General features: G+C 46.7%; 13 protein-coding genes. 7 read left to right on the top strand and 6 right to left on the bottom strand.

Annotation, left to right across the window (positions count from 1 at the left end; all coding sequences use genetic code 11):
• Positions 1–5: 5 nt before the first annotated feature.
• Positions 6–1,769, top strand: a complete 1,764-nt coding sequence (locus DWW90_RS11550; protein ID WP_122345082.1) for a T9SS C-terminal target domain-containing protein — start codon at positions 6–8, stop codon at positions 1,767–1,769.
• Between the two features lie 107 nt (positions 1,770–1,876).
• Here DWW90_RS11550 and DWW90_RS11545 read toward each other — a convergent pair whose 3' ends face one another.
• From DWW90_RS11545 to DWW90_RS11525, 5 genes are all read right to left on the bottom strand, one after another.
• Positions 1,877–3,256: an FAD-dependent oxidoreductase gene (locus tag DWW90_RS11545; protein ID WP_122345081.1), complete on the bottom strand. Its 1,380-nt coding sequence runs from the start codon at positions 3,254–3,256 to the stop codon at positions 1,877–1,879.
• Between the two features lie 6 nt (positions 3,257–3,262).
• Entirely contained in the window at positions 3,263–4,744 is a 1,482-nt protein-coding gene (locus tag DWW90_RS11540) for a RagB/SusD family nutrient uptake outer membrane protein (RefSeq protein WP_122332572.1), read from the bottom strand.
• Between the two features lie 16 nt (positions 4,745–4,760).
• On the bottom strand, positions 4,761–8,072 hold the full coding sequence (locus tag DWW90_RS11535) for a TonB-dependent receptor (protein WP_233547724.1): 3,312 nt from the start codon (positions 8,070–8,072) through the stop codon (positions 4,761–4,763).
• 225 nt (positions 8,073–8,297) lie between these two features.
• The gene (locus DWW90_RS11530; RefSeq protein WP_122345079.1) at positions 8,298–9,239 is read right to left on the bottom strand and encodes a FecR family protein; all 942 of its coding nucleotides are present in this window, start codon (positions 9,237–9,239) and stop codon (positions 8,298–8,300) included.
• Between the two features lie 106 nt (positions 9,240–9,345).
• Positions 9,346–9,915 carry an RNA polymerase sigma-70 factor gene (locus DWW90_RS11525; protein ID WP_122345078.1) on the bottom strand — a complete coding sequence of 190 codons (570 nt, stop codon included), beginning with the start codon at positions 9,913–9,915 and terminating at the stop codon, positions 9,346–9,348.
• A 115-nt stretch (positions 9,916–10,030) separates the two neighbouring features.
• Between DWW90_RS11525 and DWW90_RS11520 the strand changes: the two genes are divergently transcribed.
• The 6 genes from DWW90_RS11520 (at position 10,031) to DWW90_RS11495 (ending at position 24,272) form a co-directional block, all read left to right on the top strand.
• Positions 10,031–10,240 carry a hypothetical protein gene (locus tag DWW90_RS11520; RefSeq protein WP_122345077.1) on the top strand — a complete coding sequence of 70 codons (210 nt, stop codon included), beginning with the start codon at positions 10,031–10,033 and terminating at the stop codon, positions 10,238–10,240.
• Positions 10,241–10,271: 31 nt separating this feature from the next.
• Entirely contained in the window at positions 10,272–12,479 is a 2,208-nt protein-coding gene (locus tag DWW90_RS11515; RefSeq protein WP_122345076.1) for a GH92 family glycosyl hydrolase, read from the top strand.
• Positions 12,480–13,200: 721 nt separating this feature from the next.
• A complete protein-coding gene (locus DWW90_RS11510) occupies positions 13,201–17,466 on the top strand; it encodes a DUF6383 domain-containing protein (protein WP_122345075.1) in 4,266 nt (1,421 codons plus the stop codon).
• An 848-nt stretch (positions 17,467–18,314) separates the two neighbouring features.
• Positions 18,315–21,206 (top strand): DUF6383 domain-containing protein, encoded by a 2,892-nt coding sequence (locus DWW90_RS20975; protein ID WP_122345074.1) that lies wholly within the window; start codon positions 18,315–18,317, stop codon positions 21,204–21,206.
• A gap of 408 nt (positions 21,207–21,614) precedes the next feature.
• Complete coding sequence (locus DWW90_RS11500; RefSeq protein WP_122345073.1) at positions 21,615–21,956, top strand: hypothetical protein; 342 nt, start codon at positions 21,615–21,617, stop codon at positions 21,954–21,956.
• Positions 21,957–22,070: 114 nt separating this feature from the next.
• Positions 22,071–24,272 carry a VapE domain-containing protein gene (locus DWW90_RS11495; RefSeq protein WP_122345072.1) on the top strand — a complete coding sequence of 734 codons (2,202 nt, stop codon included), beginning with the start codon at positions 22,071–22,073 and terminating at the stop codon, positions 24,270–24,272.
• 376 nt (positions 24,273–24,648) lie between these two features.
• Here the strand turns inward: DWW90_RS11495 and DWW90_RS11485 are convergent, their stop codons facing one another.
• On the bottom strand, positions 24,649–24,873 hold the full coding sequence (locus tag DWW90_RS11485) for a DUF4248 domain-containing protein (protein WP_115501429.1): 225 nt from the start codon (positions 24,871–24,873) through the stop codon (positions 24,649–24,651).
• Between the last annotated feature and the right edge of the window lie 30 nt (positions 24,874–24,903).

Below are 24,903 nucleotides of genomic sequence, written 5' to 3'. Positions count from 1 at the left end.
TAACTATGAAAAAGAAAGTCATGCACTTTGTTCAATGCGCACTTGTTAAGATTCTATTCTTCGGTACCGGCTATTCACTTCAAGCGCAAGTTTCCGATCCATCTTCATGGGAAAGTTTTGTAAACAGTAGCGACAATACGCTTGTATCCGACACGTTCAGGCTGCAGACATTCGGGGATTCGGAATGGGATAATTGGGGATATTCAGCAAAAGGAGGAACTCAGATTCTCGACGTATCTTCCGTCAACATTGACAAACTGGGAGGAAAAATGGGATTAAGAATGCCTTTAGGGAGTTCCGTCAGGTTTGAACAATACATCCCGACTCTTTATTCGGATGTAACAGCTGAAATCTTTTACGGAGGGAACTATCTGAATAGAGGCAACAACCTAAGCATGCGTATCTATACGGAAAAGGACACATCCGTACAAGTGATTGCAAAAATCACTGATAGTAACATCGCATGTCCATATAATGCACTTATCATCCCAAACACTCCGTTAAAAATAGATTTCTTTTCTGCTACCGGTACTAATCCTGATAGCTACTATTGCCTGCAATACGCCTTTGCATCCGGCACTATCCCAACCCACTCGCTTTTTACCGGCACCGGCAACTGGAACGACACAATCCGCTGGTCGCATCTTCCCCCGCTCCGCCACCGCAGCGCACTGATAAAGGGAAATGTCTCTATCACTGCCGATACCTATTGTAACACTGCCGCGATCAGTTCCGGCAATCTGCAAATCAACCCGGGAACAAAATTTATGGCGAATCATTTGGAACTGTTTGAAGCCGATGCTTCCATCCAGTCGGGAGGAGCAATCACAATCTCCGACTGCATAACCGTTCGTAAGACTTTCGAGGAAACAGGGAAATGGTATTTTATCTCTTTCCCTTTCGATGTCTATCCTTCCGGCATAGACTCCCGCTTTAATCAGAAAGACGGCACTCCGAATGCCGGAGGGAACTTCCTGTATGTTCAGTGTTACAACGGAGATAAACGCGCATCGGCCAATCGCCCAACCGGGAACTGGGAAGTCGTGCCGGTTCGTTCCGATGAGATTCCCATATTTGAAAAGAATAAAGGCTATCTGATCGCATTAGACAGCCAAGCGACGGACAAGACACTGTCGTTCTCCTCCCGTCCCGGCGATATTCCCGAAGATTTTGCCAACACCGGCACGTTAAGCATCCCTTTGGCTACCGGCATGACCGCCTGGAACCGGGAGAACTACGGCTGGTATTTATGCGGAAATCCTTTACCGGCCCCGCTCCCCTTATCACAAATCGAAAAGAATGAGACTCTGGACGGATATGTTTATGTGTACAGCAGTTCCGGCTACACGGCTTATCCCCTCAACAGCGACTATGCTTTACCGCCATTCTCCGCCTTCTTCGTCAAGGCCTCATCCGAAACCCATATAAACGTATCGTCCGATCTGTCCGCCAAAACAACCAATATGATACGGACAAACGCCCCTTTAGCCCCACACAATGCCGAGCCCGCACCGGATAAACAAAGCACCGGGCTTACAAACCTAAAAACTGGCAATATCCATTACTTTATAAAAGACAGACAACTTTACCTGCAAAACATACCGGAGCCGGGATATATCAAACTCACCGATATAAGTGGAAGTTGCCTCTTAAATAAAAAGATACGGGAAGGTTCAGCGTCCGTCCCGGTTTCCAATAAACCGGGGATCTATATCTTACAAATCGAGACGCCCCACTTCCAGAAGCATTACAAGGTTATCCTTCCATAAACGGACAGGCATCGGCCGGGAAACCGATGCCCATCCGTTTTCCATCCGATGCCCATCCGTTTCCAGCCCGATGCCTATTCCCTAAAGCTGAAGCAGAAGTAAGAGATTCAGATCAACTGACCTTCTTCCCGTAAACGTTTCCGTAATTGTTGGATATCCACCTGATGAACATCGGGAGATTTAGACTTGCAAATCTGTCCTGCCGCAACGCCGACCGCCTCGCCTGTTACCAGGGAAGGAGGCATCACGCGCAGACTGCCGTGAGCATAAGGGTCTGTCGAGATACAGCGTCCTGCAACCATTACATTCTTCAAGTCGGCAGGCACCAGACAACTGAACGGAATCCCATGCGACTCTCCCTTTTTATAGCGGGGATATTTCGCTGCGCCCTCTTTGTGGACATCGATATAATAGCAGTTACGCCCGATGCCGTCTTCAAATTCGCGACGGGCCAGCCAGTCTTCCAGTGTAAAGGTGTAATCGCATTTGATCCGTCGGCTTTCCCGTATTCCCATGAGGCTGGATGTTCCCGCCAGGAAAGAGGCGCCGAACGGCTTCGGTGCGAACTCCACCAGTCCTTTATGCAGTTGATGTACCAGCTTGCGCCCTTTCATCATGGCATCGGTCAAAGAAGCAGGGTCCGTGCTGTCGACCGTGACATGGCCGGCGTTAAAGCCCAGGAATCCGGGGCCTATCACTTTGTCATTCATATGCCGGTCCTTCACTAACGGATAGTTCGGATTGCCCACCATCGAATGAACCGGACTGCTCTTCTGATTGCTATGCACAGTCCCGATCAATGAGTATTCATACGGATCGACATTCGCCACCGTAAAACACAAAGTCCCTTCCTGTACGGATCCTTCGCCATCGCCCATCACAAAGTTTGCGCCAGCCCAGGCAGCCAGGTCGCCGTCGCCCGTGCAATCGATAAAGACCTTTGCTTTGTAAGTCGACAGGCCGGCCTTGTTGGCAACGGTTATCGCCTCCACGACTCCCTTTCCCTTCATCTCGACAGCCGCCATCGTGGAGAAAAAGAGAACGGTGACGCCGGCAGAAGTAACCAGGTCATCATACACAACCTTCAGATACTCGCCGTTGATGGGAACCCAATCATCATAATGGACATGCGGGACACCCTTCTTGGACTCCTTGAAAACCCGTTCCGCAAGTCCTTTATAAATAATCTTCTCACCGTCTGTAAAAGGGCACCAGGCATTCAGCAATCCGGATGTTCCCATTCCGCCCAAAGCGCCGGTTCCTTCTATCAGCAGTGTTTTGGCACCTTCGCGTGCCGCAGCCGTAGCCGCAGCACATCCCGAAGGTCCACCTCCCACAACAATCACGTCCCAACCGTCATACACCGGTATTTTGGCTTTACCCGGCGATGCGTCCGTTTTGGGACTCTCTGCGGCGAAGGGTTTCCCCATCGCCACAGATGCCAAGCCTAAAGAACTAATGTTTCTTATAAAATTTCTTCTTTTCATACGCTATTACCATCCAGGATTTTGTTCCAACAGTTTATTTGCATCCATTTCAGTCACAGGTATCGGCAACAAATAATGTTTATCCTCTATGACTGAAGCGATAGTCGGGTTCTGAGCCATCATCGCCTCCTTCAACTTATGCGTACGCAGCAAGTCGAAACGGCGTTGCCCTTCAAACGCGAACTCGCGGCGACGTTCCAACAAGATCACATCCAGGAAAGCCTCTTTGCTTAATCCGGGTTTGATGTCGATATCGGAAGCCGTGTTCATGTCCTTGCCGAAAGCACGACGACGTATTATATTCAGGTTCTCATATGCCTCCGCATCGGAAGGATTAAGTGCATTCAACGCTTCCGCACGCATCAGGTAAACATCTGAGTAGCGCAACACCGGATAGTTATTTTCGCTCCCCTGTGACCGGATTGCCTGCGGCGACAAATCCAGGAATTTATTCACGTAGCAAGGGAACTCATAGTTGGTAGACATATTCGGATATTCTTCCAACGTGTACAGGCGGACATTTACGTCACGGCGCAAATCGCCTTCCTCATAACATTCGTAATGATTGCGTGTCACCGGATCGTCACCATATCCGGTCCAACCGTTTATATTCACGAAAGGAGGACGGTAATAACCATTGAAGTTACTACCAAGCACGCCCGGAGTATTCCGTTTATACTGGATTTCAAAAACAGACTCTTGCCCGTTTTCCTTTTCCAGGTCGAAGTTGTCGGCATAATTCTCCCACAACTTATAACCCATCTGCATCGTTTCCGCCGTTTCTTTCACGACATTCTGATAGTCTTCACGAGTCAAATAGACCTTAGCCAACAGAGCGGAAGCCGAACCTTTTGTGGCGCGTCCCAGATAACCGCTCGGAATCTGCGTGACTACCGGCAAAGCGGCTTTTGCATCCTGCAAGTCCGTTATGATCTGTGCGTAACACTCATCCAACGAATTACGAGGCACTTCCAACCCGTCCAGCGATGTCGTTTCCTTCAATACCAAAGGAACTCCGCCATACGTACGGACCAGGTTAAAATAGGCCAACGCGCGCAAGAACTTAGCTTCGCCTATCAGACGGCTTTTTGCTTCCGGCTTAATCAGGCCGTCTCCCATCTTCGAGATGTTTTCGATCGCAAAGTTAGCGTGGTTGACAGCCACATAATGTCTGACCCAAACCGAATAGACTAAGTTCGTGTTTCCATCGAACTCAAATTTATCCAAGGCATTCTTATCGAGGTTATTCGTCGTACGTCCACCTCCCCATTCGCTGTCATCCGTACCTTGGCTTTGCAATACTTCCCAGAACTGGTTATAAATATCATTTCCGGCAAAGGTAGCGTAGGTGCCATAAACAGCCGCCGCTGCATCTTCTTCCGATTTAAAGAAGTTTTCAGGACTCAAATTAGACTCCGGTATCAAGTCCATGTCCGTACAAGAGCCCATCATGATTGAACTCAATATTATAAATGCTATCTTTTTCATAACTACTTAGACTCAATTAGAATTTAACATTCAAACCAAACAACACTGATTTCGCAAACGGATAGGAGAAAGCATCATATCCGGCGCCCAGGTTATCCTGACCGTATTTACTCACTTCCGGATTATCGCCCGAATAGCTCGTAATCGTAAAGAAGTTCTGCAAAGAAGCGTAAACACGCAAAGCAGAGACATATTTCGTGAAGCTTAAGAAATCGGTAGGCACATTATAGCCCAGCGTGATATTCTGGAAACGGAAGTAAGAACCGTTTTCCACATACTGGTCAGACACGCGCATCACGGCTTTTGAACGGAGCGGACGCGGGAAAGCCGCATTCTGGTTCGACTCGGTCCAGTGGTTCACAACCGATGCAAACATATTGCTCGAGCCTTGCATGTTTTCCATCATCACTCTCGTACCGTTATAGACATCATTTCCTAAAGAGAAAATCGTATTTACATTCAAATCGAAATTCTTATAAGAGAAGGTATTATTGAAACCTCCGAACACTTTAGGCTGTGCACAACCGATAATGGTACGGTCGAGGTCATTGATCTGTCCGTCGGGAACGCCGTCCGGTCCGCTGATGTCCTTAAACCGGATATCTCCCGGCTGAGCTGTCGGCTGGGCGGAAGATTTGATATCGTCCGTCGTGCTGAAAAGTCCGTCATAAACATATCCGTAGAATGTTCCCAACGGCTGTCCGACCTGTATGATACGTCCGAGATGCGTACCGGTCTCGTCCTGTCCCGGCTGGCTCGGGTAAATGAAAGAGACATCACCCAGATCCAATACTTTATTCTTGTTGTATGTCAGGTTCAAACTTGTGTTCCAAGTGAAATCACCTTCTACCGGCGTCGCATTGATCGCCAATTCAAAACCTTTATTTTCCACTTCACCGATATTCTTCAGTCCGGAAGAGAAGCCGGAAGATCCCGGAATCTTGACATTCAGCAGCAAGTCGTGTGTCTTCTTGATATAACCGTCAAGAACGACTGTCAGGCGATTATTGAAAAAGCCGAAATCGATACCTGCGTCAAACTGGGCTGTTGTTTCCCACTTCAGGTTCGTATTGGCAACCTGTGAAGGATAATAACCGGTCACTTTATCGCCATCGCTTACATAACCGGTCGAGCCCAGCAATGCATAAGCAGGATAAGTACCGATACCGTCCTGGTTACCCGTAATACCGAAACTGATTCTCGGTTTCAAATTACTAAAGATATTCAAGTCTTTGATGAACGATTCTTCGGAAGCTCTCCAAGCCAAAGCGGCAGAAGGAAAATACCCCCAACGGTTGTCCTTACCAAAGCGGGAAGAACCGTCGGCACGGATAGAGGCAGTCAGCAAATACTTATTGTTCAACGTATAGTTGACACGTGCCAGATAAGAATTCAACGCCCATTTCTTCACTTCCGAACCCGGAGCCGTATAAGTCGTACCTGATCCCAGGTTATTCATTTGCAAGTTGTCATTCAGGAAACCGTATGAACCGGCGTTGAAGCCGTCATACGTAGAAGACTGCTGCGTATAACCGACCATTCCTGTAAAAGAATGCATTCCCCATGTATTCGTATAAGTCAGGATGTTTTCATTAATCCATGTATAGGTATTGGCAGACGATTTCTTGGCCTCTCCGCTTCGTTGGCTACCGGAATAGACAGAGCGGGGATTGTAACTTTTATTTGTTGCATATTCGATATCGATACCGAATGAAGATTTAAACTTCAACCCTTTAAGGATCGTCCATTCGACAAAAGCATTATCCAGCGAACGGAAAGAAGTATGCCAGTCCACCTTTTCATTCAATACGCCAACCGGGTTATCGAACATGATCACGCCATTGGCATCGCTGAACGTATAGTTGCCGTTTTCGTCGTACACGGGCAGGTTCGGCGGCGTAGTCAGACGGGACGTAAGAATTGAGTTCCCGACCCGGTTATTGTCAACCTTCGTCATGGTCAGGTTCAACCCGAAATTAATCGTAGAAGATATCTTGTGGTCGATATTGGCACGGAAAGCATATTTCTCCATCTCTGTCGCCTTGACGACACCTTCCTGGTTGAAATAGTTGAAAGAGGTCAGGAATGAAGTCTTGTCGTTTCCGCCGGAAATACTCACCTGATAATTCTGGGTCAGCGCATTGTCGTTAGATGTCAACCCCTGCCAGTCCGTAGTTGCGGGAGGTGCGCTTTCGTCATAAACGGCTGCACCGCCGGAGTTTACCAAGGAAGCATTTGCCAGTTTCTCGAACGAACGGGAATCCAGCAAATCATATTTCTTATAAATATTCTGAATGCCCCAATAAGCATCAAAAGCAACGGAAGTCTTTCCGCTTTTACCTTTCTTGGTCGTCACAATGATAACACCGTTGGCACCGCGGGAACCGTAGATAGCCGTTGAAGAGGCATCCTTCAAAACTTCGATCGACTCGATGTCCGACGTCGGGATCGAGTTCAACGGGCTCAACGCCGTCTGGCTGTTATCCGCACTCGGGTAAACCGGCATACCGTCGATGATGTACAACGGTTCGTTACCACCCGAAATAGAATTACCACCACGAATACGAACCGTAGAGCTGGCACCCGGCATACCGGAGTTTTGTACCATATACAGACCGGAAGTACGTCCCTGCAACATCTGGTCTACAGATTTGATGGCAAGACCTTGCACCTTGTCTACCTGGATGGAGCCGACAGAACCGGTCAAGTCGCTTTTCTTTACCGTACCGTAACCGATTACCACTACTTCTTCCAGGTTCTGGGTATCTTCCGCCAACGTAATCCGCAGCGCAGACTGGTTGCCAACAGGCACTTCCTTCGTCAGATAGCCGATGTAAGACACAACCAACGTAGCGGAAGGATTGCTCAGTGCCAAAGAGAATTTACCGTCCACATCGGTTACCGTACCGATCGACCTCGAACCCTTTTCGACAACATTGGCGCCGATAACCGGTTCGCCGTTGTCATCCACAATAACACCGGTGATTGTTTTGCCCTGCTGGGCCGACAAGGGAATGGCTGTCGTTGTTCCACCTGCGGAAAGCAGGATGTAGGAGCCGTCGATGGAATACTTCACATCTGTTCCTTCGAACAGGTTCGCCAAGACTTCCTCCAAAGAGGCTTTTTTCAAGTTAACAGACACTTTCCTGTTGACGTTTACAAAATTGTTGTAAACAAACAGAAAATCAGTTTGTTTTTCAATGTCGTTCAACACATTCTCCAGTTCCGTGTTACTTCTTTTAATAGTGACGTTCACGTTCTGGGAATTGGAATTTTCCGCGTGCATGCAGAAAATGAACACGAATAATAACAATGTGGTTATTCTCATGATTCTAAAAAATTGTTTACATCGAGGCCTTTTTACTAAATCAGACATCGACAAAGATTTTTTATTCATATCTTTGAAATCAAGTTTATTAATACAGTTAATTAATTGTGTTAAGTCTATGCCGATAAGTGTGGGGACGCTTGTCGGCATTTTTTTGCTTAAAGGTTAACCTTTCTCTCTAACCATAGGCATTACATTTTAAGATTAAACATTACGTTATATTACTTATTTTATATAGACAACTGATTCGTCTTTATTCCGCTCGAATGTATATTTTGCGTCTCTCTGCAGGATGCGCAACGCATTATCTATCCCATCCGATATACGGAACTTACCGCTACAGACATAATCGCCCACCTGCTGGTTTTCTATAATAATACGTATGCCGTAGCATTTCTCAAAGCGCGCCATCAATTGCTTGAAGTCCATATTCTTGAAGCAGATCAACCCTTCTTTCCAGCGGAAAAGGTCAAAATCGGATATCAGCTTCGCCTGCAACTGTCCGTCGACCAAAGACGCCTGGTGGTTGGGAGTCAGGACAAGGTTCATCGACGGGTTCTTCGTGCTGGAAACCCTTACAGAACCTTCCATCAGCGAAGTGCAGAAATCTTCCGAATCGCTGTACGCCTCCACATTGAACTTCGTTCCTAACACTTCCACATTGCACTTGCTCGTCTGTACGATAAAAGGCTTTTCCACATTATGAGTAACCTCAAAATAGCCTTCCCCGTCCAGGATTATTTCCCGTTTATCGCCGGTAAAGACAGCCGGATAGCGCAGTTCCGAGCGGGCATTCAGCCAGACATTCGTTCCGTCCGGAAGAGTCAGGTTCACGCGCTGGCCGGAAGGGACGGTGATCGTATTCATCGTCTGCCCGATCTTTTGGATTTCCGATGTATAGTAATAAGTCCCGCAAGCGATCGTAATCGCAAATACGGCAGCGATTTTCACCAGTTCGAGCATGGCGATCATATAGAAAGGACGCGCCTTCTTGCCCTTGTCCGCCTCCTTGCCGCTTCCCGACAGTATCATCGCGTCAAAGAACTCACGTTCCCTGAAAAGCTCCTTCTCGTTTTCGGGAGAGGCTTCCAGCCAAACGCGAATAGCGTCCTTCTCTTTGCGAGATGCTTTTCCGTCAAAGAATTTATATAATGTTTCTTTTTCCATCTTTTTCCGTTTCTACTTATAAAGCAAATAAGCGGAAAACATCCCTAACCTAAAATGACATTTTTTTTTAATTAAGTTGTAACAGGTGATTTGCCGGAAGCAAATCTCAGCAGAAGAAACGGGGAAAGAATACCAGTAAAGGGAAGTAATCCTTTAAGGCTACACGCAAGACTTTGAGGGCTTTGGTGACATGATACTCCACCGTTTTTGTCGAGACGCCCAAGGCATCTGCGATCTCCTTATGGCTTTGGTTGTTGTAGCGGCTACGGATAAAAATGTCGCGCGTCTGTTCCGGCAGTGTTTCTAAGGCTTTAGTGACTAAACTGATCACTTCGTCGGAAAACAATTTCTCGGGATTGCAGGCTTCCAGGGTGGCGATACGCAAGTTCAGTTCCCACGTATCACAATCCTTCAAATACTCGACTATATCTTCCTGCGTACGCAAACGCTGAAGGTAGTTTAAACATTTATGCTTGATTACAGTCAGGATATAAGCCGGCACGTTCGATTCGGGCGCAAGATTCCCCCTGTTCTCCCAATAATACATCAGACTTTCGATCGCTATATCTTCCGCAATCATGCTGTCGCCGACATATGTATTGGCAAAACGGACAAAACGACTTTTATAGTCAGAATATAACTGATTAAAAGAGTGTATCTCGGATTCGCCTTTCATAATTGTATCCTAAAATTGCGGATAAAGATATGCATAAATCTGACTTTTCGCGCTTTCTGGCCGGCAAAGATAATTTTTTTCTTTAAGTTTGCATGTTTAAATACAAGAAGAGTCGATGAAGAAAATAAATATCACAACAGCAGTCCTGTTAATATACCTGATCGTGATGAGCGTGATCGGTTGGCCGGGGAAAAAGGCAGACCCTGATTATGTACAATATTTCTGTGTAATCGGAGTGACTGTTCTTGTGATCAGTTTCTTGCGTTTCTTGCAGATCAAACGCTTGAAGATCCGGGAAAAGATGAAAGACGGGAAAAAGGAATAACAATACAATAATAATTATAATATTCTAATTCATGAAGGACCTTTTGATCGGGCTGTCCCTGTTAGGGATAGTCAGCGCGTGCGCCCCTGCACCGCAAAGTAAAGACAATATCGAAGAAGATTATTGCCAGTATGTCAACCCTTTTATCGGAAATGCGGATAACGGCCATACGTTTCCCGGTGCCTGCGCCCCGTTCGGCCTGATACAAGCCAGCCCGGAATCCGGTGTCGGTTCGTGGAGGTATTGTTCGGGATATAACTACGACGACAACTTTATCGAAGGGTTTGCCCAGACGCACCTCAACGGAACGGGTTGCCCGGACCTCGGAGACATCCTGCTTTTCCCTTTCAACGGCGATATAAAGAATAATACATACAAAAGCGAATACGACAAATCCACCCAAAAAGCTGCGCCGGGTTACTATGCCGTCACCCTGTCGGACTACGGTGTGGATGCCGAAATGACGGCAACCGCCCACACAGCTCTCCACCGCTATACATTCAAGAACGAAGGTCCCGCCCGCCTGCTCCTCGACCTGCAACGCGGCATGGTCGGCAGTGTGGAAAGCCTGAAAACACATGTCCTGGAAGCCGACATCGAGATGCCGGACAACCAGACGATCACCGGCCACAACCAGACACGCGCCTGGGTGACACGCCATTATTTCTATGTAATCAAGTTCGACCATCCTTACACGGTCAAAGAAGAACTTCCCGCTGAGAAAGGGGAAAAGGCCAAACGCCTGGTACTCGAATTCGACACGAAACCGGGTGAAGCCGTGCAGGTAAAAATTGCCATGTCGAGCGTCGGCATCGACGGTGCGCTTGCCTCCATGCAAAAAGAAAACCCGGCATGGGACTTCGAGGCTGTCCGCCAGGCAACACACGACCAGTGGCAAGCACTCCTCGCCCGTGCACAGGTTACAGGAACGACAGACGAAAAGACCAGCTTCTACACGTCCATGTACCACCTGATGATGCAGCCGAACAACATTGCCGACACCGACGGACGCTACCGGGGCATCGATGACAATGTCCACACCTCTCCGACCGGCGAATATTATTCAACGTTCTCGCTTTGGGACACCTATCGCGCCGCCCATCCGCTGTACACGATTCTGAACCCGGATAAAGTCGACGCCATGATCCAGACAATGTTGGACCACCAGCAGATACAGGGTTTCCTGCCTATCTGGGCTTTGTGGGGGAAAGAGAATTTCTGCATGATCGGCAACCACGCCATTCCGGTGATTGTAGACGCTTACCTGAAGGGCTTCAAAGGATTTGACGCAGAAAAAGCTTATGAGGCGGTCAAAGCCAGTGCGACCGTGAGCCATTACAACTCCGATTGGGAAACGTTCGAAAAATACGGTTACTTCCCGTTCGACATCATCGATACCGAATCCGTTTCCAAAACATTGGAATGCGCTTACGATGACTATTGTGTCGCCCAGATGGCAAAAGCATTAGGCAAGACGGAAGATTACGAGCACTTCTCCAAACGTGCCGGATTCTATAAGAATCTGTTCGACCCGGAACTCAAGCTGATGAGAGGAAAAGACTCCAAAGGCAACTGGCGCACGCCGTTCAACTCCTTCCTGTTGTCGCACGCCAGCTCATCGGGTGGCGACTTTACGGAAGGCAATTCCTGGCAATACACCTGGCACGTACAGCACGACGTACAAGGCTTGATCGACCTCATGGGTGGAAACGAAGCCTTTGTGACAAAGTTAGATTCCCTGTTCTTCCTGGAAAGTACGGCTGAAAACACCGGCTTCGTATCGGACGTAACCGGCCTGATCGGACAATATGCGCACGGTAACGAACCGAGCCACCACGTCGCTTACCTCTACAGCTACGCCGGTCATCCGGAAAAAACGCAGCAGGTAATCCGTGAAATATTCGACCGTTTCTATCTCGCCAAACCGGACGGGCTATGCGGCAATGACGACTGCGGCCAGATGTCTGCATGGTATATTTTCTCGGCCATGGGCTTCTATCCTGTCAACCCGATCAGCGGCGAATATGTGCTGGGCGCACCGCAGATAGAAAAGGTTTCGCTTTCACTCCCCGGAAATAAGACTTTCACTGTTGAAGCCAAAGGCCTGTCGAAAGCCAATAAATACGTAAAATCCGTCGAGCTCAACGGCAAACCGGTAACCGGCCTAACCATCAGCCACAAAGACATCATGGACGGCGGCAATCTGGTATTCACGATGACCGACCAGCCGGCAAAATAATCAACAGCTAAGTCCGTATTTACCGGACACAGATGACGCAAACGAGCGCGGAATAACGCAGATAATAGAAAAAATAGTCTGCTTTATTCCGCGCTCGTTTGCATTCTGTAAATACGAAAGCCAGAGAAATTAATTGAAAATTAAAAATGGAAGTTAAAAGCCACAATACCGGTTTCCATACAAATCGAGGTTCATAATTCATAAATCACAGTCTGTTCATCCTCCTTTTTGCCCTTATTTTCTCACAATTAATCAAAAACCACACTTTTTTACTTGTAGTATCACTTGAAGAAAACAAGATAAATAATTTGAAATAAGGAAGATACGGTAATTTATCAAAAATCCGAAAACGTCTGTTTTTTAAGGGTGAAAACAGACAAAAATGAACATATAACTTATTGGATATAAAATAGATAGATGGCAAAAAACGAAATGACTAAAAAAACGTACGTTTATTTTCGTCACAAAAATAAGCATACTTTTTAAACCTGCAACCCTTTTGGCAAAGAAATTTTCTTTTTCTATGTTCTTTCTTATCAATCAGATAGCTTACCAAGTACAAAAAACCCGTTTCGCCGGACAAACCCGTCCGAAATGACTAAAATAAACGTACGTATTTGTAGTCAAATTACAGAAATTCAACATTCAGATACGTGCGTACATAAGAGACTGGATTTATATATGCTCAAATATATTTTTTATTAATTAAATTAATTGGATTATGAACAAATTGTTTTCTACTCTGATGGCTACCGCCCTGGTAGCTGGTTCAGTGGCCACGAACGCGGCGGTTCCTGAAAGACCCTACGAGTTTCGTAAAGCTGATGTAAGAGCTGCTTTTCCAACTAAGACCGTGAATCAGATTCAATCTGACAAATGGTACCAGTTGAGAACATCAACTCACTACAACCCACGTTACATGCAGGCTGACAGACCCAACCCCAGCAAGCAAGAAGTATTGGTTCAGTATCGCGACATGATGACAGGTAAACTTTACTTGCGTTTGGTCCCGGCTGAAAATGCGCCGTTGAATCCTTCTTTGTGGAAGTTGGTCTATGATGAAGATGAGACTGTCGGTGGTGGTAAATGGAAATTCATCAACAAAGAGACAAACGTAGAATTGACATTCGATCCTGCATTTGCCGCTTCGACTAACTATCAAAACCAAGCCTTGGGAGATCCGAGCTGGATGGTTAAAAGCTGTGTTGAAAACTGGGAATGGTATAACACCGACTCTCAGAACAGCAGTGACTTCGGAGAAGTGGCACCTTATGCCTATTTCACAAAAGACTCTGTGATCACAATGAGCCGTAGCTATGACGGTTACGTGTACTCACGCAAAGGTTCGAAAAACGAGATGATCAACAACTCGGATGCGATTCAGGCCTTAAAGATCCAGCCGGTCGAAGCTGCTCCTATCACGTTGGACTCTTATGCCTTCAATTCTATGATAGACTATCACAAGCCATCCGTAGATAAGAAATGGGCTAAATTCCTGTTCTTCGAAGGTAAACAAGGTCTGGACGATGCCGTTGAAATCACTCCGAACACAGGTGGTGTTATGGATGCAGACATGGCTTACCAGGCTGAAGATGACTACACTGCCATCCTCGACTTCTATCGGGCATCGGTTAGCCAATTAGGCGGGACAACAAACCCAGATGAATATGAGAGCGCTTTGATGGCTGCTAATTTTGCAAGACTCGATTTGGAAGATGCAGAACGGACTCTTTATGGTGGAGAAAACAGTTCTGGAGCTGAAGCTGATTTGACTAATGCACAAGCATTTAAAAACATAGTAGAGAGCACCATTCAATATAACGAAGGAGAATTAGCCACTCTGCAAAATGGATTTGATGCTGCCTATGATGTAGCCATGATGATTGTTGCAACTGCCGAATCTATTGATGACAGAGACCTGCAACGTAATAATAATTATTTAACACAGAAAGATATATTCCATCGCGAAACAGACTCCATCGCAAAAATTGAAGCGGCTATAACTACAGGTAGTGCAGCTATGTCAGTTTTAACTGGGCGAAATAAACAAAGAGTGAGCATGGCTATGGCTGAGTTTGACGGGGAAAAAGATGAGTATTATAGGAATTACAAAACAGTCTACAACAACCTCAAATTATTTAAAGGCCTTCTCGCTACTGCAAACGAAAACCTGATCAATGCTCAAAATGCTTATAAAGCCGCATTGGAAAGATATAATAATTGCGAAAAAGCATTAGCTGATGCAGAAGCCCGGTTAAATACCTATAACGTAGCAAATGCACAGACTGCATACCTGCTCAACTGCAGAAATCACTTCATGAAACTGCAATACATGAATGATCAGAAAGGTACTTACCTGATGGTCGATACCGCTTTCTGGCAGGGTAATTCGGTTTCTCCGATGAACGCGAACCTGAAGTTGAAACATGAAACCTACAAGGCAAACTCACCAGCTCCGCTTCGTGCCCGTTTCTTCTATAACTTCACCTACTATCCTACTTTGGACAGCTTGGTGATCGAACCGCTGAACGCTTCTGAAAAGAGCGTAGCAGACTATACGGCTAAGAAATCTTGGGCAGAATCTTGGGTAGCTACTCATTTTGCTTACGGTTCGGATGTTCAGGCTAACGCTTCACAGGCAAGTAACTCCTGGACAAACAACGGTACTGAAATCGTATTGAAACTCGAAGACCTCAGCAATTCCGGCAACTGCCTGACAGCTGCTATCGCTGACGCTGCAGATGCAAGACCGTTGAAATGTCGTATGGCATTCAACAATAAATTCACGCACCTGAAACGTGCAACCCTGAATCCGGGTCTGTACACGATCAAGGCTAAAGACGGAGTGAATGCAGGAAGATACCTCGTTGATAACTTCTATGGTATGTTGATGTACGATGTTGAAGAACTGGAAGCTCAGGACTACAATCAAATGCCGGCAACCATGTGGGTTGTTGAAAAGTATGGCAGCGATTGCGGCGACTTGGTTACAATCCGCAACCGCGAATTCGGAACTCCATGCAACGATATCTTTACAGGTCAGCTGTATGAAGAAGACGGCCGCTACTTTACCATCGATAACACATATGGCGACTACTTCGGAAACTATATGACAACTGAAAGAATGATACCGAGTGGCCGGTTACTTCTGACTGACAACTACGAAATCAAACCGGTTGAAGACAAGACCGCTCTGACAAGCAGATACCACGGTTATGGCTATATCGAACCGGAAGTTCTGCCTTACACGAACTATGCATTACGCTACAACCATAACAATGGTGACAAGTATCTGAATGTACAATCCAACGAACTGTTGAAAGTAACGACCGGTGACAATTCTTACTACGAATTAGACACTGTTTATGGTTACAATGGTTACAGAATGAGACTGAACGAATTCGGTTACGGTGCCGGTGTAATCGATGCAAACAGCGGATTAGAATTGCCGCAATTGGTACGTCAGCGTTATGTACTGAAAGTGAAAGATACAAACCTGATCGACAACGACACTACTTATGTTGCCATGAACACAGCCGAAGCTGCTAACGGTTACTATGTGGCAAAAGGCATCAAGGATATCCGTGAAAACGGTCTTGCTATTCTGGCTTCTTTCTATCTGAAGAATGACCAGGTTGACGGCGACGCTACTTGCTATGCACTGATCGACACCCGTATCAACAACTGTTGTGAAGACTTGTATTATGGTTACCGCCGTGCCAGCGTAGTGGATGCAAACGGTTATGTTGAATACAATACATTGAACAACAATCCGAACGATCGGGTTTCCGCATTCGCACTGAAAGAAAACGATCGTCCGTTGTATCGCTCGATCCCTGAAGCAAACGTTAACTTCTTCCGTACGGTAGGAAACGTTGACCAGAAATTGTTTGAAGACAAGACCAACGAAACAGGAGCACCTGCTTCCAACGTAATCGACGGCTTCAGCTACTTAGGCCTGGCTCAGGAAAAGATGAACGCAAGCGACGAGTCTAAGGTATTCATCGTAGAACCGCTCCGCGCAATGGCTGCCCGCATGCCGCAATATATGTTGGCAATCGAGAAAGACACAGTTAGCGACGGTGTATGGTGTAACACAAATACACATGGCTACTTCGAATCAGTAGAAGATGCTATCGACCAGAAAGAAGACGCAACCCACGTAGTATTCTACAACGGTTACACAGCAGGTCGCTTCCTGGTTAACCTGGCCGACAGCGTAACGAAAGGCTCTCACGCTTACAACCATCCGGATATGTACACATACAAAGGTTATGCCGTACGTCTGGGATTCATTGAAGGTGTACACATGGTGATCACTCCTGAAAACGCAGCTAAGATCAACGCTTTCTTAGGTGAAGGTACAGTTAAAGCCGGAGAATTCTTCTACATCCCGACCAATGGCAAGACATTGGCAGACCTGAAGAACGAACAAGGCAAACTGATCCCGGGTAAGCTGTTTGATCCTGCAAACACAGATCGCAGAGAATACACAACAGGTAAGCACAACAACTGGTCGTTCTCCTTCCGTCTGATCGAAGATGCTAATGAAGGTGACACAGACAACTTCCTGATCGAATCAAATCTGGATGAATATTCAGCTATCGGTTCCTGGAATGGTGCTTGGGTTAAGATCTACAACAACTGTCCGGTTGTCAACTACATCACGGGTGAACATAATTCAGTTGCAGGTTACGGCCTGACACCTGATAACGTAACAGACGGTGAAGTATTCAGCCTGACAACAACAGAAGGTGGTGCAACATCCAACGAAAGCATCCAGACTACTACAGTCAGAGTAATGGCTAAGGCCGGTGCTGTAGAAATCGCAGGTGCTGCCGGTAAGAAAGTTGTTATCACAAACATCTTAGGCCAGGTAGTTGCCAATGCAGTTATCAACTCCGACAATGCAACAATCGCAGCTCCGGCTGGTGTAGTTGTCGTATCGATCGAAGGTGAAGAAGCTGTAAAGGCTATTGTAAAGTAACTTAACATTACAATTTATAATCAAATAATTCTAAAGTCGACCGCGCGAGGTTGTAGAGACGGGCATCCGTCCGTCTCTACCAACATCAATTAACCTGCGAAGGGGAACAAGGGGTCGGATTAATAATACTAAAGTATGAAATAAAGTTCATTCTACAAGTACGCCTGTGAAGGTGGAAAGCAGACACAAACAAGCCCTGGAGATACTTACATCTCCGGGGCTTCGTTAGTTTATGTGACCTCGATTATCCCTTATCCTATGCCAGCAAAGACGCCACTTTTCCCTCATTGTAAGTGCCGATATCGGCTCACTCGATATCGCTTATTTCGGGTAAACTTGTAAGAAGTTTTTGCCCCTTTTTACCCCCTTTTTCGCCCTGTCCCTTCAAAAACAACAAATTTGCACTTCGAGCACTACTTGAATGAAAGGGGTGTAAGTGATTATAAATAAGAAATATATGAGCGAAGACGGGAAAACGCGGAAAAGTCCGTTTTTTAGGGGTAAAAACGACCTATTTTTGACTTGTAACTGATTGGGAATAAAAAAGATAGGAGGCAAAAGCAAAATGACGAAAAAAAACGTACGTTTAAATTAGTCACAAATTTACGCATACTTTTTAAACCTGCAATTCTTTTCTCAAAGTTTTTTCCTTTTTCTATGTCCTTTCTTATCAATTAGATAACTAAACAAGGACGAAAATACCGCTTTTCACGACAAACTCCAAAACCCCCTCAAAAAATGACGAATTTAAACGTACGTATTTGTAGTCAAAATACAATCGTTAACATTCACAAAGTGATATACATTATATAACACATAAGTTTTATTACTAATTAAATTATTAAATTATGAACAAGAGATTTTCTACTCTTTTGGCTGCCGCACTGGTAGCTTGTGGATTGTCGGCAAATGCTGCAGATGGCGTTTACTTAGGTACAAGTGACTTGAAGACAGGTGACTTTGTATTTTTAAGTAGTGCTGCAACTGCCGGTAACGATTTGTCCGTTACAGTAGACGGAACTTTGAAATTGCACAAAGACATTACTTCTGTTACAGATTCAACTATCGCAGTGTTGGATTCTATGGCTTGGCGTGTAGAAAAAGTGGCTGGTACTGTGCCTACTTTCAAATTCCAGAATAGAGCAACCGGTCATTATTTATCTGTAAAGGCTTTAGGCGGACAAGGTGCCGCTTCTTCTGAAGTAGCAACTGGTATTGACACTTGGGCTATTGGCACTAAGGGACTTTATGCAACTAAAGGTGACTCTGCTTATTGTGTAGCAGTTTCTAATGTACAAGTTGAGTCAGCGAAAGGCGCAACCTCTTCTACTGAAAGTTTTGTTCCTCGTAAGATGAACAATGTTATTACTTTGACAGCTGAAGACTTTAACGCAAACATCAAAGGTTTCAACTTTGCAGCTGTAAATGGCAGAAAAGATCCTGCTACAACTACTACTGGCGAAACAAACTTGCTGACATCCCAAACTTGGGTTGCTTCAAAAGCAAGTACATGGGGCACTGATACATTGTTCTTCCAGGTAAAGGGTAGCAAAGCGAAAGAACATTATCTGTCTGTGGATACCGCATTTATGGCCGGTACAGCTCAGGATGCTGCTGCAGGTAAGGGTACATATATCTTGAAAACAGACTCTTTAAAACAAGGTAATGACGCAACAGCATGGGGAACAAGTACAGGGTTGCGTATTGCAAAAAGCGATAGTTTGTATATGTTCCAAGTTAAGTATACATACGGTAACGACTCTTTGTCTATTGCTCCTATTGCACTTCCTGTTTATTCTTCTACAGCTTCAACTGTGGCTAAAACATCAGGTAGTAACTGGACTGTAGGCGATTCTCTGTCTATGCACAATTTGGCTGCATCAAGTGCTACTCCTGTAATCGGCTTAAAGAAGTTGAGCTCTACAGTTGCTTTGGGTATCGATGCAAAAATGAATACTTCTGCTTATATTGTAGGTTTCTCTGAAGCAAACATCGTTGCTTCCGGCCGTTCAACCGCTATCGGTGGTGATGCTGAAATCACAGCAGGCTTCTACTTTATTAAGGATATGAATAAAGAAAAGAACGCTGCTGTAAATGCAGACTATGGTAAATATAAAGTATTGGATTTGGCAAACGCTGACGCTTATCAGGCTGGTAAGGGTAGTGCAGCTATTCCTTCTTCTCAGTGGGCTGTTATAGCTGGTAGCGCTAAGGGTATTTATAAGATTGTAAACCGTGAAACTGGTAACAAGTTGGTTGAAGGTTCATTCAATGTGGTTAAAGATGCTGCCGGTAAAGCTGTCGCTAATACGTATACTTGCGCTGGTGATACACTGTTCTTGGATGATGCCAAGATTGCAGAAACAACAATCAAGATCGGTTCCCAGAATTATGTAACGACAGGTTACGGATACTTCGACGAAGCATCTCTGCCGAACAAAAGATTCAAAGTCGCTTCTGCTTCTCCTTATCTGAATGCATTGTTTATGCAGCCGAAACAAGATTCCACTCTTGTCTTGGACGAAGCCGAATATTCATTCTATCTGGCATTGCCGAAGAAAGGAAGTTCATTGAAGAAGGGTGGTGCAATAGGTGTTCAAGCAGCTGGTGTAGATACTTTGTATCGTCAATCTTATATTTTGATTACAAGCAAGAATGAATGGGTAACTCCGACAGCTGACGGTTATGCTCTGACAAAAGATGCGTCTAAAGATACAGCTGTATTCTATCTGAAATCTTGGGGTGCTGCAACAACTTACGCTTTGATCGATACTACAGATTCTTATACATCTGCCGGTTTGCAGAAAGTAGGTATCAATGCACAGTCTTCTGCTCCTGCAGTGATCAAGCTGGCTGCAAATACTAAGAACACCGACTTGTTTACTGTTACAGAATTGGATGCTCCTTCTATGTTGTTTACGAATCCTGTTCACCAGAACATCTACAACAACAATGACCGTTTAGCTATCGGCAAAAACAACTTTGCAGTAATGGCTCAACCGGGTAATGAATTGAAGGCTGATGCTGACGTGTTTACAAACGACAACTTCACCTTGTGGTTGGATACTGTAAATTATAAATCAGATATTGAAGCTTCTTACTTCATCTCTCAGGGTATCAAGAAGGTAACTGACGGAACGAAAGCTGACGAAGATGCATCTGCAGAAAGAATGTATCTGACATTGGCTAATGGGGATACTGCAAAAGCAAATCCTGATTATAAATTGGCAAGCGATAATCGTTTGTATTTCCGTCCGGCCACTCGTTATGGCGTTGACTCTTTGATCGTTAAAAACTTCAATGTTGATTCGGCTGCTGTGCTTCCGGATACAGCCAAGACTGCAGCAAGAGTAGCTGACTTTAAGTTCCAGTTCCGTGCCATTGATGGTAATGACGGAGCCTACGCGATGAAAGTCAACAACAACTATGTGGTTAGCGTAAACGGTATTTTGGTTGCAAGAGCTTCTTCTGACGCCAATATGGTTGCCACTTTGAAAGCTCCTGATTACGCAACATCTAACGAAGCAACTCCTTCTGTTTCTGAAGTGACCGTTATCGCAGGCGCAGGCCAGGTAACTGTTGCCGGTGCAGCAGGCAAGAAGGTTGTTATCTCAAACATCCTCGGCCAGACAGTCGCTAACACAGTTCTTACTTCTGACAACGCTGTTATCGCTGCTCCTCAGGGTGTAGTCGTGATAGCTGTCGAAGGTGAAGAGGCTGTAAAAGCTATCGTTAAATAATAGAAGATAATAGAATAGATAATTCTAAAATGTTTGGCCGTGCAAAATGCAAGTTTTAAGTACCCTGCGACAGGCGAACAAGCGGCCGGATTTAATATTAATAATACTAAAGTATATTGAATTTAAAAGTTCAATGTAGCCGGTAACCCTGTGAAGGACGAAAGCATACAAAAGACAAGCCCCGGGAGATGGTAACACTTCCGGGGCTTTGTCGTTTTATTAATGTAGAGATGCACGGCCGTGCATCTCTCTACGGGGATGTGTCAAGCGCGGGGACAAGAATGTTTTGACACCCCGCTGTATAGAGATGCACAGCCGTGCATCTCTACGGTCTAAAACAACAAATCAATCCCCAAATAAACAAACAATCAGCATGAAAAAAAATTTGAAGCCGCCGGTCTGAACCGGATGTTGCAAGAATTAAATGAGACGCTGCAGCCAGCGGAAAAGCAGCTGCACGAGTTAGTAAAACGCTGTAACCAGGTGAACCGTATCCTGGAACACGCAGCCCTGGAGGAAGATATGGAGTGGAAAGACCGGGTCGTCTTCCACGGGTCGACACACCAGTTCCTGACGCTACTGGCGCCACTGATCAAGAGCGAGCACTGCAAGGTGGACGGGAAAAGCAACCGCGAAGCCCTTCTGCGTGCGCTCGACGAGGTGATCAAAGTCTGTCCCGAAGAAGGAAAAGAGCCCCTGAAATTTTCCAGTTTATTGGATGCCGCCAAACGCTATCTTTCAGACGAATAATATTCGACACCCTTTTTACTAATAAAGCAAAAAAGGTGTGAGCTAACCGGTTCATTCTCCCTACATTTGAACAAATGCCGAACGAATCGACATAAATCACACAAAAGTTGCATTATGGTACAAATTAGTGTCTTTATTATGTTCAGAATTTATCAGGGAAATAGGGCCCTGGTAGCCGTGTTAACCGAAATCAAGGCGGGCCGCTACGCCCCCGATGTCCGTAAACTCCGGGGGTGTCTTGCCGATGGCGACAAAGCGGCGGCCGAGCGGATCAAGAAAGGGCTGCCGGCCTTCACCGTTTCCGCCCTCTACGACGGCAAACGCCTCAAGGAATGCCTGACCGGCTATAACCCCTTGTTGATACTGGACCTCGACGGGTTGACGGCTGCCGATATCGTCCGCCTCAGGGCGTTGATTGAAGCGGCTGCCTACACCGTTGCCTGCTTCCTGAGTCCCGGCGGGGCAGGGTTGAAGGTGATTGTCTACGCGGCGGTCCGCCTGGAGCCGATCCCCGAGAACCACCGTGTCCTCTACGACACGATGAAGGCGTGGTATGAGAACCTCTTAGGTGTCGAGATCGACGCTTCGGGAAGCGATGCCGGGCGTCTGTGCTTCGTCTCGGACGACAGCGGGCTGTTCCTCTCACCCCGTTTCTCGGACTGGCTGAACGACACAGGGCAGTTGCCTGAGGACATGCCCCTGTTGGACCCCGTTGTCCCCCGTAAAGGGCCGGTAGCCGCCAGTGCTGCCGAAGCCATGCCGGTGGAAGAAGCCCCCGCGAAAGACAACCTGCCCTACCTGTTCGCAAAGGCACGCAACCGCACTTCGCGCAAGGGCAAGTATGAGGCCGGAAACCGGAACAACTACGTCTACCAATTCGGCTGCCAGTGTAACCGCTTAGGCATTTCGAAGGAAGAGACGGCGGCCTATTGCAACCGCTGTTTCTCCGACCTGCCCGAAGAAGAGATTCGGCAAGCCCTCGACAGCGCCTATTCGCACCAGGAAGAGCAGGGTAAAGACGAAAAGGCGGCGCGGCAGGACAGGAAGGTCGAGAGCATCTGCCGCTACCTCTCCGAGCATTATATGCTGCGCTATAACGTCGTGCGTGGCTTCGTGGAATGGCGGAAGAAGAAAGGGAGGAAAGACTTCGCTCCCGTGACCGACTACTGGGAGAACTCCGTTTGGTGCGCCATGCAGCTCGAAGGGATACAATGCCGGCAGAGTGACCTCCACAGTGTGATCCTTTCTGATTTCAGCCGCGAGTACAACCCGTTTACAGCCTATTTCGAGGGGCTTCCTGCGTGGGACGGCGTGTCGGACCCTATCGCCCGGTTGGCGGCGACGGTGGTCACAGATCGCCCCGATTACTGGCTGATGTGCCTCCGCAAGTGGTTGGTGGCGACGGTCGCCTGCGCCATCAGCACCGGGCAGGAGAACCACTCTGTCCTGTTGCTCAGTGGCGAGCAGGGGATCGGCAAGACCACCTGGTGCTGCCATCTGGTTCCGCCCGCCCTCTCGGGTTATGTCTATTCGGGCAACCTCGACCCGTCGTCGAAAGACGCCCTGCTGTTGCTCTCCGACTGCTTCCTGATCATCCTCGACGAGCTGTCGGGACAGAGCCGCATGGAGCTGAACCGCCTGAAGGCGATGATAACGAAAGACACTGTACACGAACGCCGTGCCTACGCCCGCAATGCCGAGACCTACACCCGCCGTGCCTACGCCCGCAATGCCGAGACCTACACCCGCCGTGCCTCCTTCCTCGCGACGGTCAACGATAGCCAGGTGTTGACCGACCGTACCGGATCACGCCGTTTCCTCTGCTTCGAGGCGCAAGGCATCGACTACACCACGCCCGTCGACCATACCGGCATCTATTCGCAGGCATTAGCATTGTTCCGTAGTGGCTTCAAATTCTGGTTCTCCGACACCGACATCGCCGAAGTGAACACGAACAACGAAGCTTTCCAGCAAAGCAGTCCCGAGGAAGAACTTTTCTACACCTATTTTCGTCGTCCCGGACGTTTCGATGCGCCATTATATCTCTCAAGCAGTGAAATATTGGCCAAATTAGCCGAAAAAACACGTCTGTCGATCACTAATCTGAACGTAAATAACCTGGGCAAGATGCTAAAAAGGAGCGATTTTGAACAGGTAAAGCGGAACGGCAGACGCCTTTTTGCGGTCATAGAGATGACTTTTGACCAGGTTAAGGCCCGTCAGATGGGAATTACAGACGAAACACTGCCGAAAGACGAGATTAGTCAAACTGTTGAAAAAGAGCACGCTGACTCAAATCCATCTATTCCATTTTAGTAAAAAGGGGCACGAGGGGCACGTTAAAAGGCCTTTTTCTAAACATTTATCATAACGCGAGACGAGATATGCTCTTCTGTAGCATATCTCGTCTTATATATTTATAAAAGTTACGGAAAAAGCCTTTTAACGTGCCCCTCGTGCCCCTTTTTTCGCTCCCGTCCGAAAAAAAACCGCCCCTGTCCGGGAAAAGATGGGACGGGAACGCCTGTCGCAGATGATAAGGAGCTTGTCCCATTAAAAGAACAGACCGCCAAATCTTCATTTGTTCATTTGTTCTTCTGTCCAAAATATACAGCTAAATCTTCATTTACAAATTCAGCCAGTTTTTCTTATCATTGGCATATTGGCACATTCCCCCATTGGCACATTATCTTCACGGCTCCCCCAAATGCTCCACAATGCAAGCGACCATTTTGGGTGTGAAGCAGCGCATTCCCGGGCGGTAGCCTAAGGTGGTCAGTTTTTCTTTCAGGACGCCTTGGTAGTTGATCCAGCGCCAGAGCTGCATGATGGCGCCACGGTGGGAAAGGTGGGGGTTGTACAGGCCGGCCAGTTCGCCTACTCCGTAGGCATGGATGCGGAAGGTTGTTGTTGTCATTTTCTTGTGTTTTTAATTAATCAAATATAC

Origin of the sequence: Parabacteroides sp. AF17-28, from assembly GCF_003479205.1 — a bacterium.
Classification (GTDB): Bacteria; Bacteroidota; Bacteroidia; order Bacteroidales; family Tannerellaceae; genus Parabacteroides; species Parabacteroides acidifaciens.
Note: the sequence above shows the minus strand (reverse complement) of the source record. Positions and strands in the feature narration are given on the sequence as shown.

What these genes read in the sequence shown, in the direction of transcription:
- DWW90_RS11525 (WP_122345078.1), bottom strand. Translation starts at nt 9,915, where the DNA reads ATGAAAGGCGAATCCGAGATACACTCTTTTAATCAGTTATATTCTGAC.
- DWW90_RS11495 (WP_122345072.1), top strand. Translation starts at nt 22,071, where the DNA reads ATGGTACAAATTAGTGTCTTTATTATGTTCAGAATTTATCAGGGAAAT.
- DWW90_RS11530 (WP_122345079.1), bottom strand. Translation starts at nt 9,239, where the DNA reads ATGGAAAAAGAAACATTATATAAATTCTTTGACGGAAAAGCATCTCGC.
- DWW90_RS11520 (WP_122345077.1), top strand. Translation starts at nt 10,031, where the DNA reads ATGAAGAAAATAAATATCACAACAGCAGTCCTGTTAATATACCTGATC.
- DWW90_RS11500 (WP_122345073.1), top strand. Translation starts at nt 21,615, where the DNA reads ATGTTGCAAGAATTAAATGAGACGCTGCAGCCAGCGGAAAAGCAGCTG.
- DWW90_RS20975 (WP_122345074.1), top strand. Translation starts at nt 18,315, where the DNA reads ATGAACAAGAGATTTTCTACTCTTTTGGCTGCCGCACTGGTAGCTTGT.
- DWW90_RS11535 (WP_233547724.1), bottom strand. Translation starts at nt 8,072, where the DNA reads ATGAGAATAACCACATTGTTATTATTCGTGTTCATTTTCTGCATGCAC.
- DWW90_RS11510 (WP_122345075.1), top strand. Translation starts at nt 13,201, where the DNA reads ATGAACAAATTGTTTTCTACTCTGATGGCTACCGCCCTGGTAGCTGGT.
- DWW90_RS11540 (WP_122332572.1), bottom strand. Translation starts at nt 4,744, where the DNA reads ATGAAAAAGATAGCATTTATAATATTGAGTTCAATCATGATGGGCTCT.
- DWW90_RS11550 (WP_122345082.1), top strand. Translation starts at nt 6, where the DNA reads ATGAAAAAGAAAGTCATGCACTTTGTTCAATGCGCACTTGTTAAGATT.
- DWW90_RS11515 (WP_122345076.1), top strand. Translation starts at nt 10,272, where the DNA reads ATGAAGGACCTTTTGATCGGGCTGTCCCTGTTAGGGATAGTCAGCGCG.
- DWW90_RS11485 (WP_115501429.1), bottom strand. Translation starts at nt 24,873, where the DNA reads ATGACAACAACAACCTTCCGCATCCATGCCTACGGAGTAGGCGAACTG.
- DWW90_RS11545 (WP_122345081.1), bottom strand. Translation starts at nt 3,256, where the DNA reads ATGAAAAGAAGAAATTTTATAAGAAACATTAGTTCTTTAGGCTTGGCA.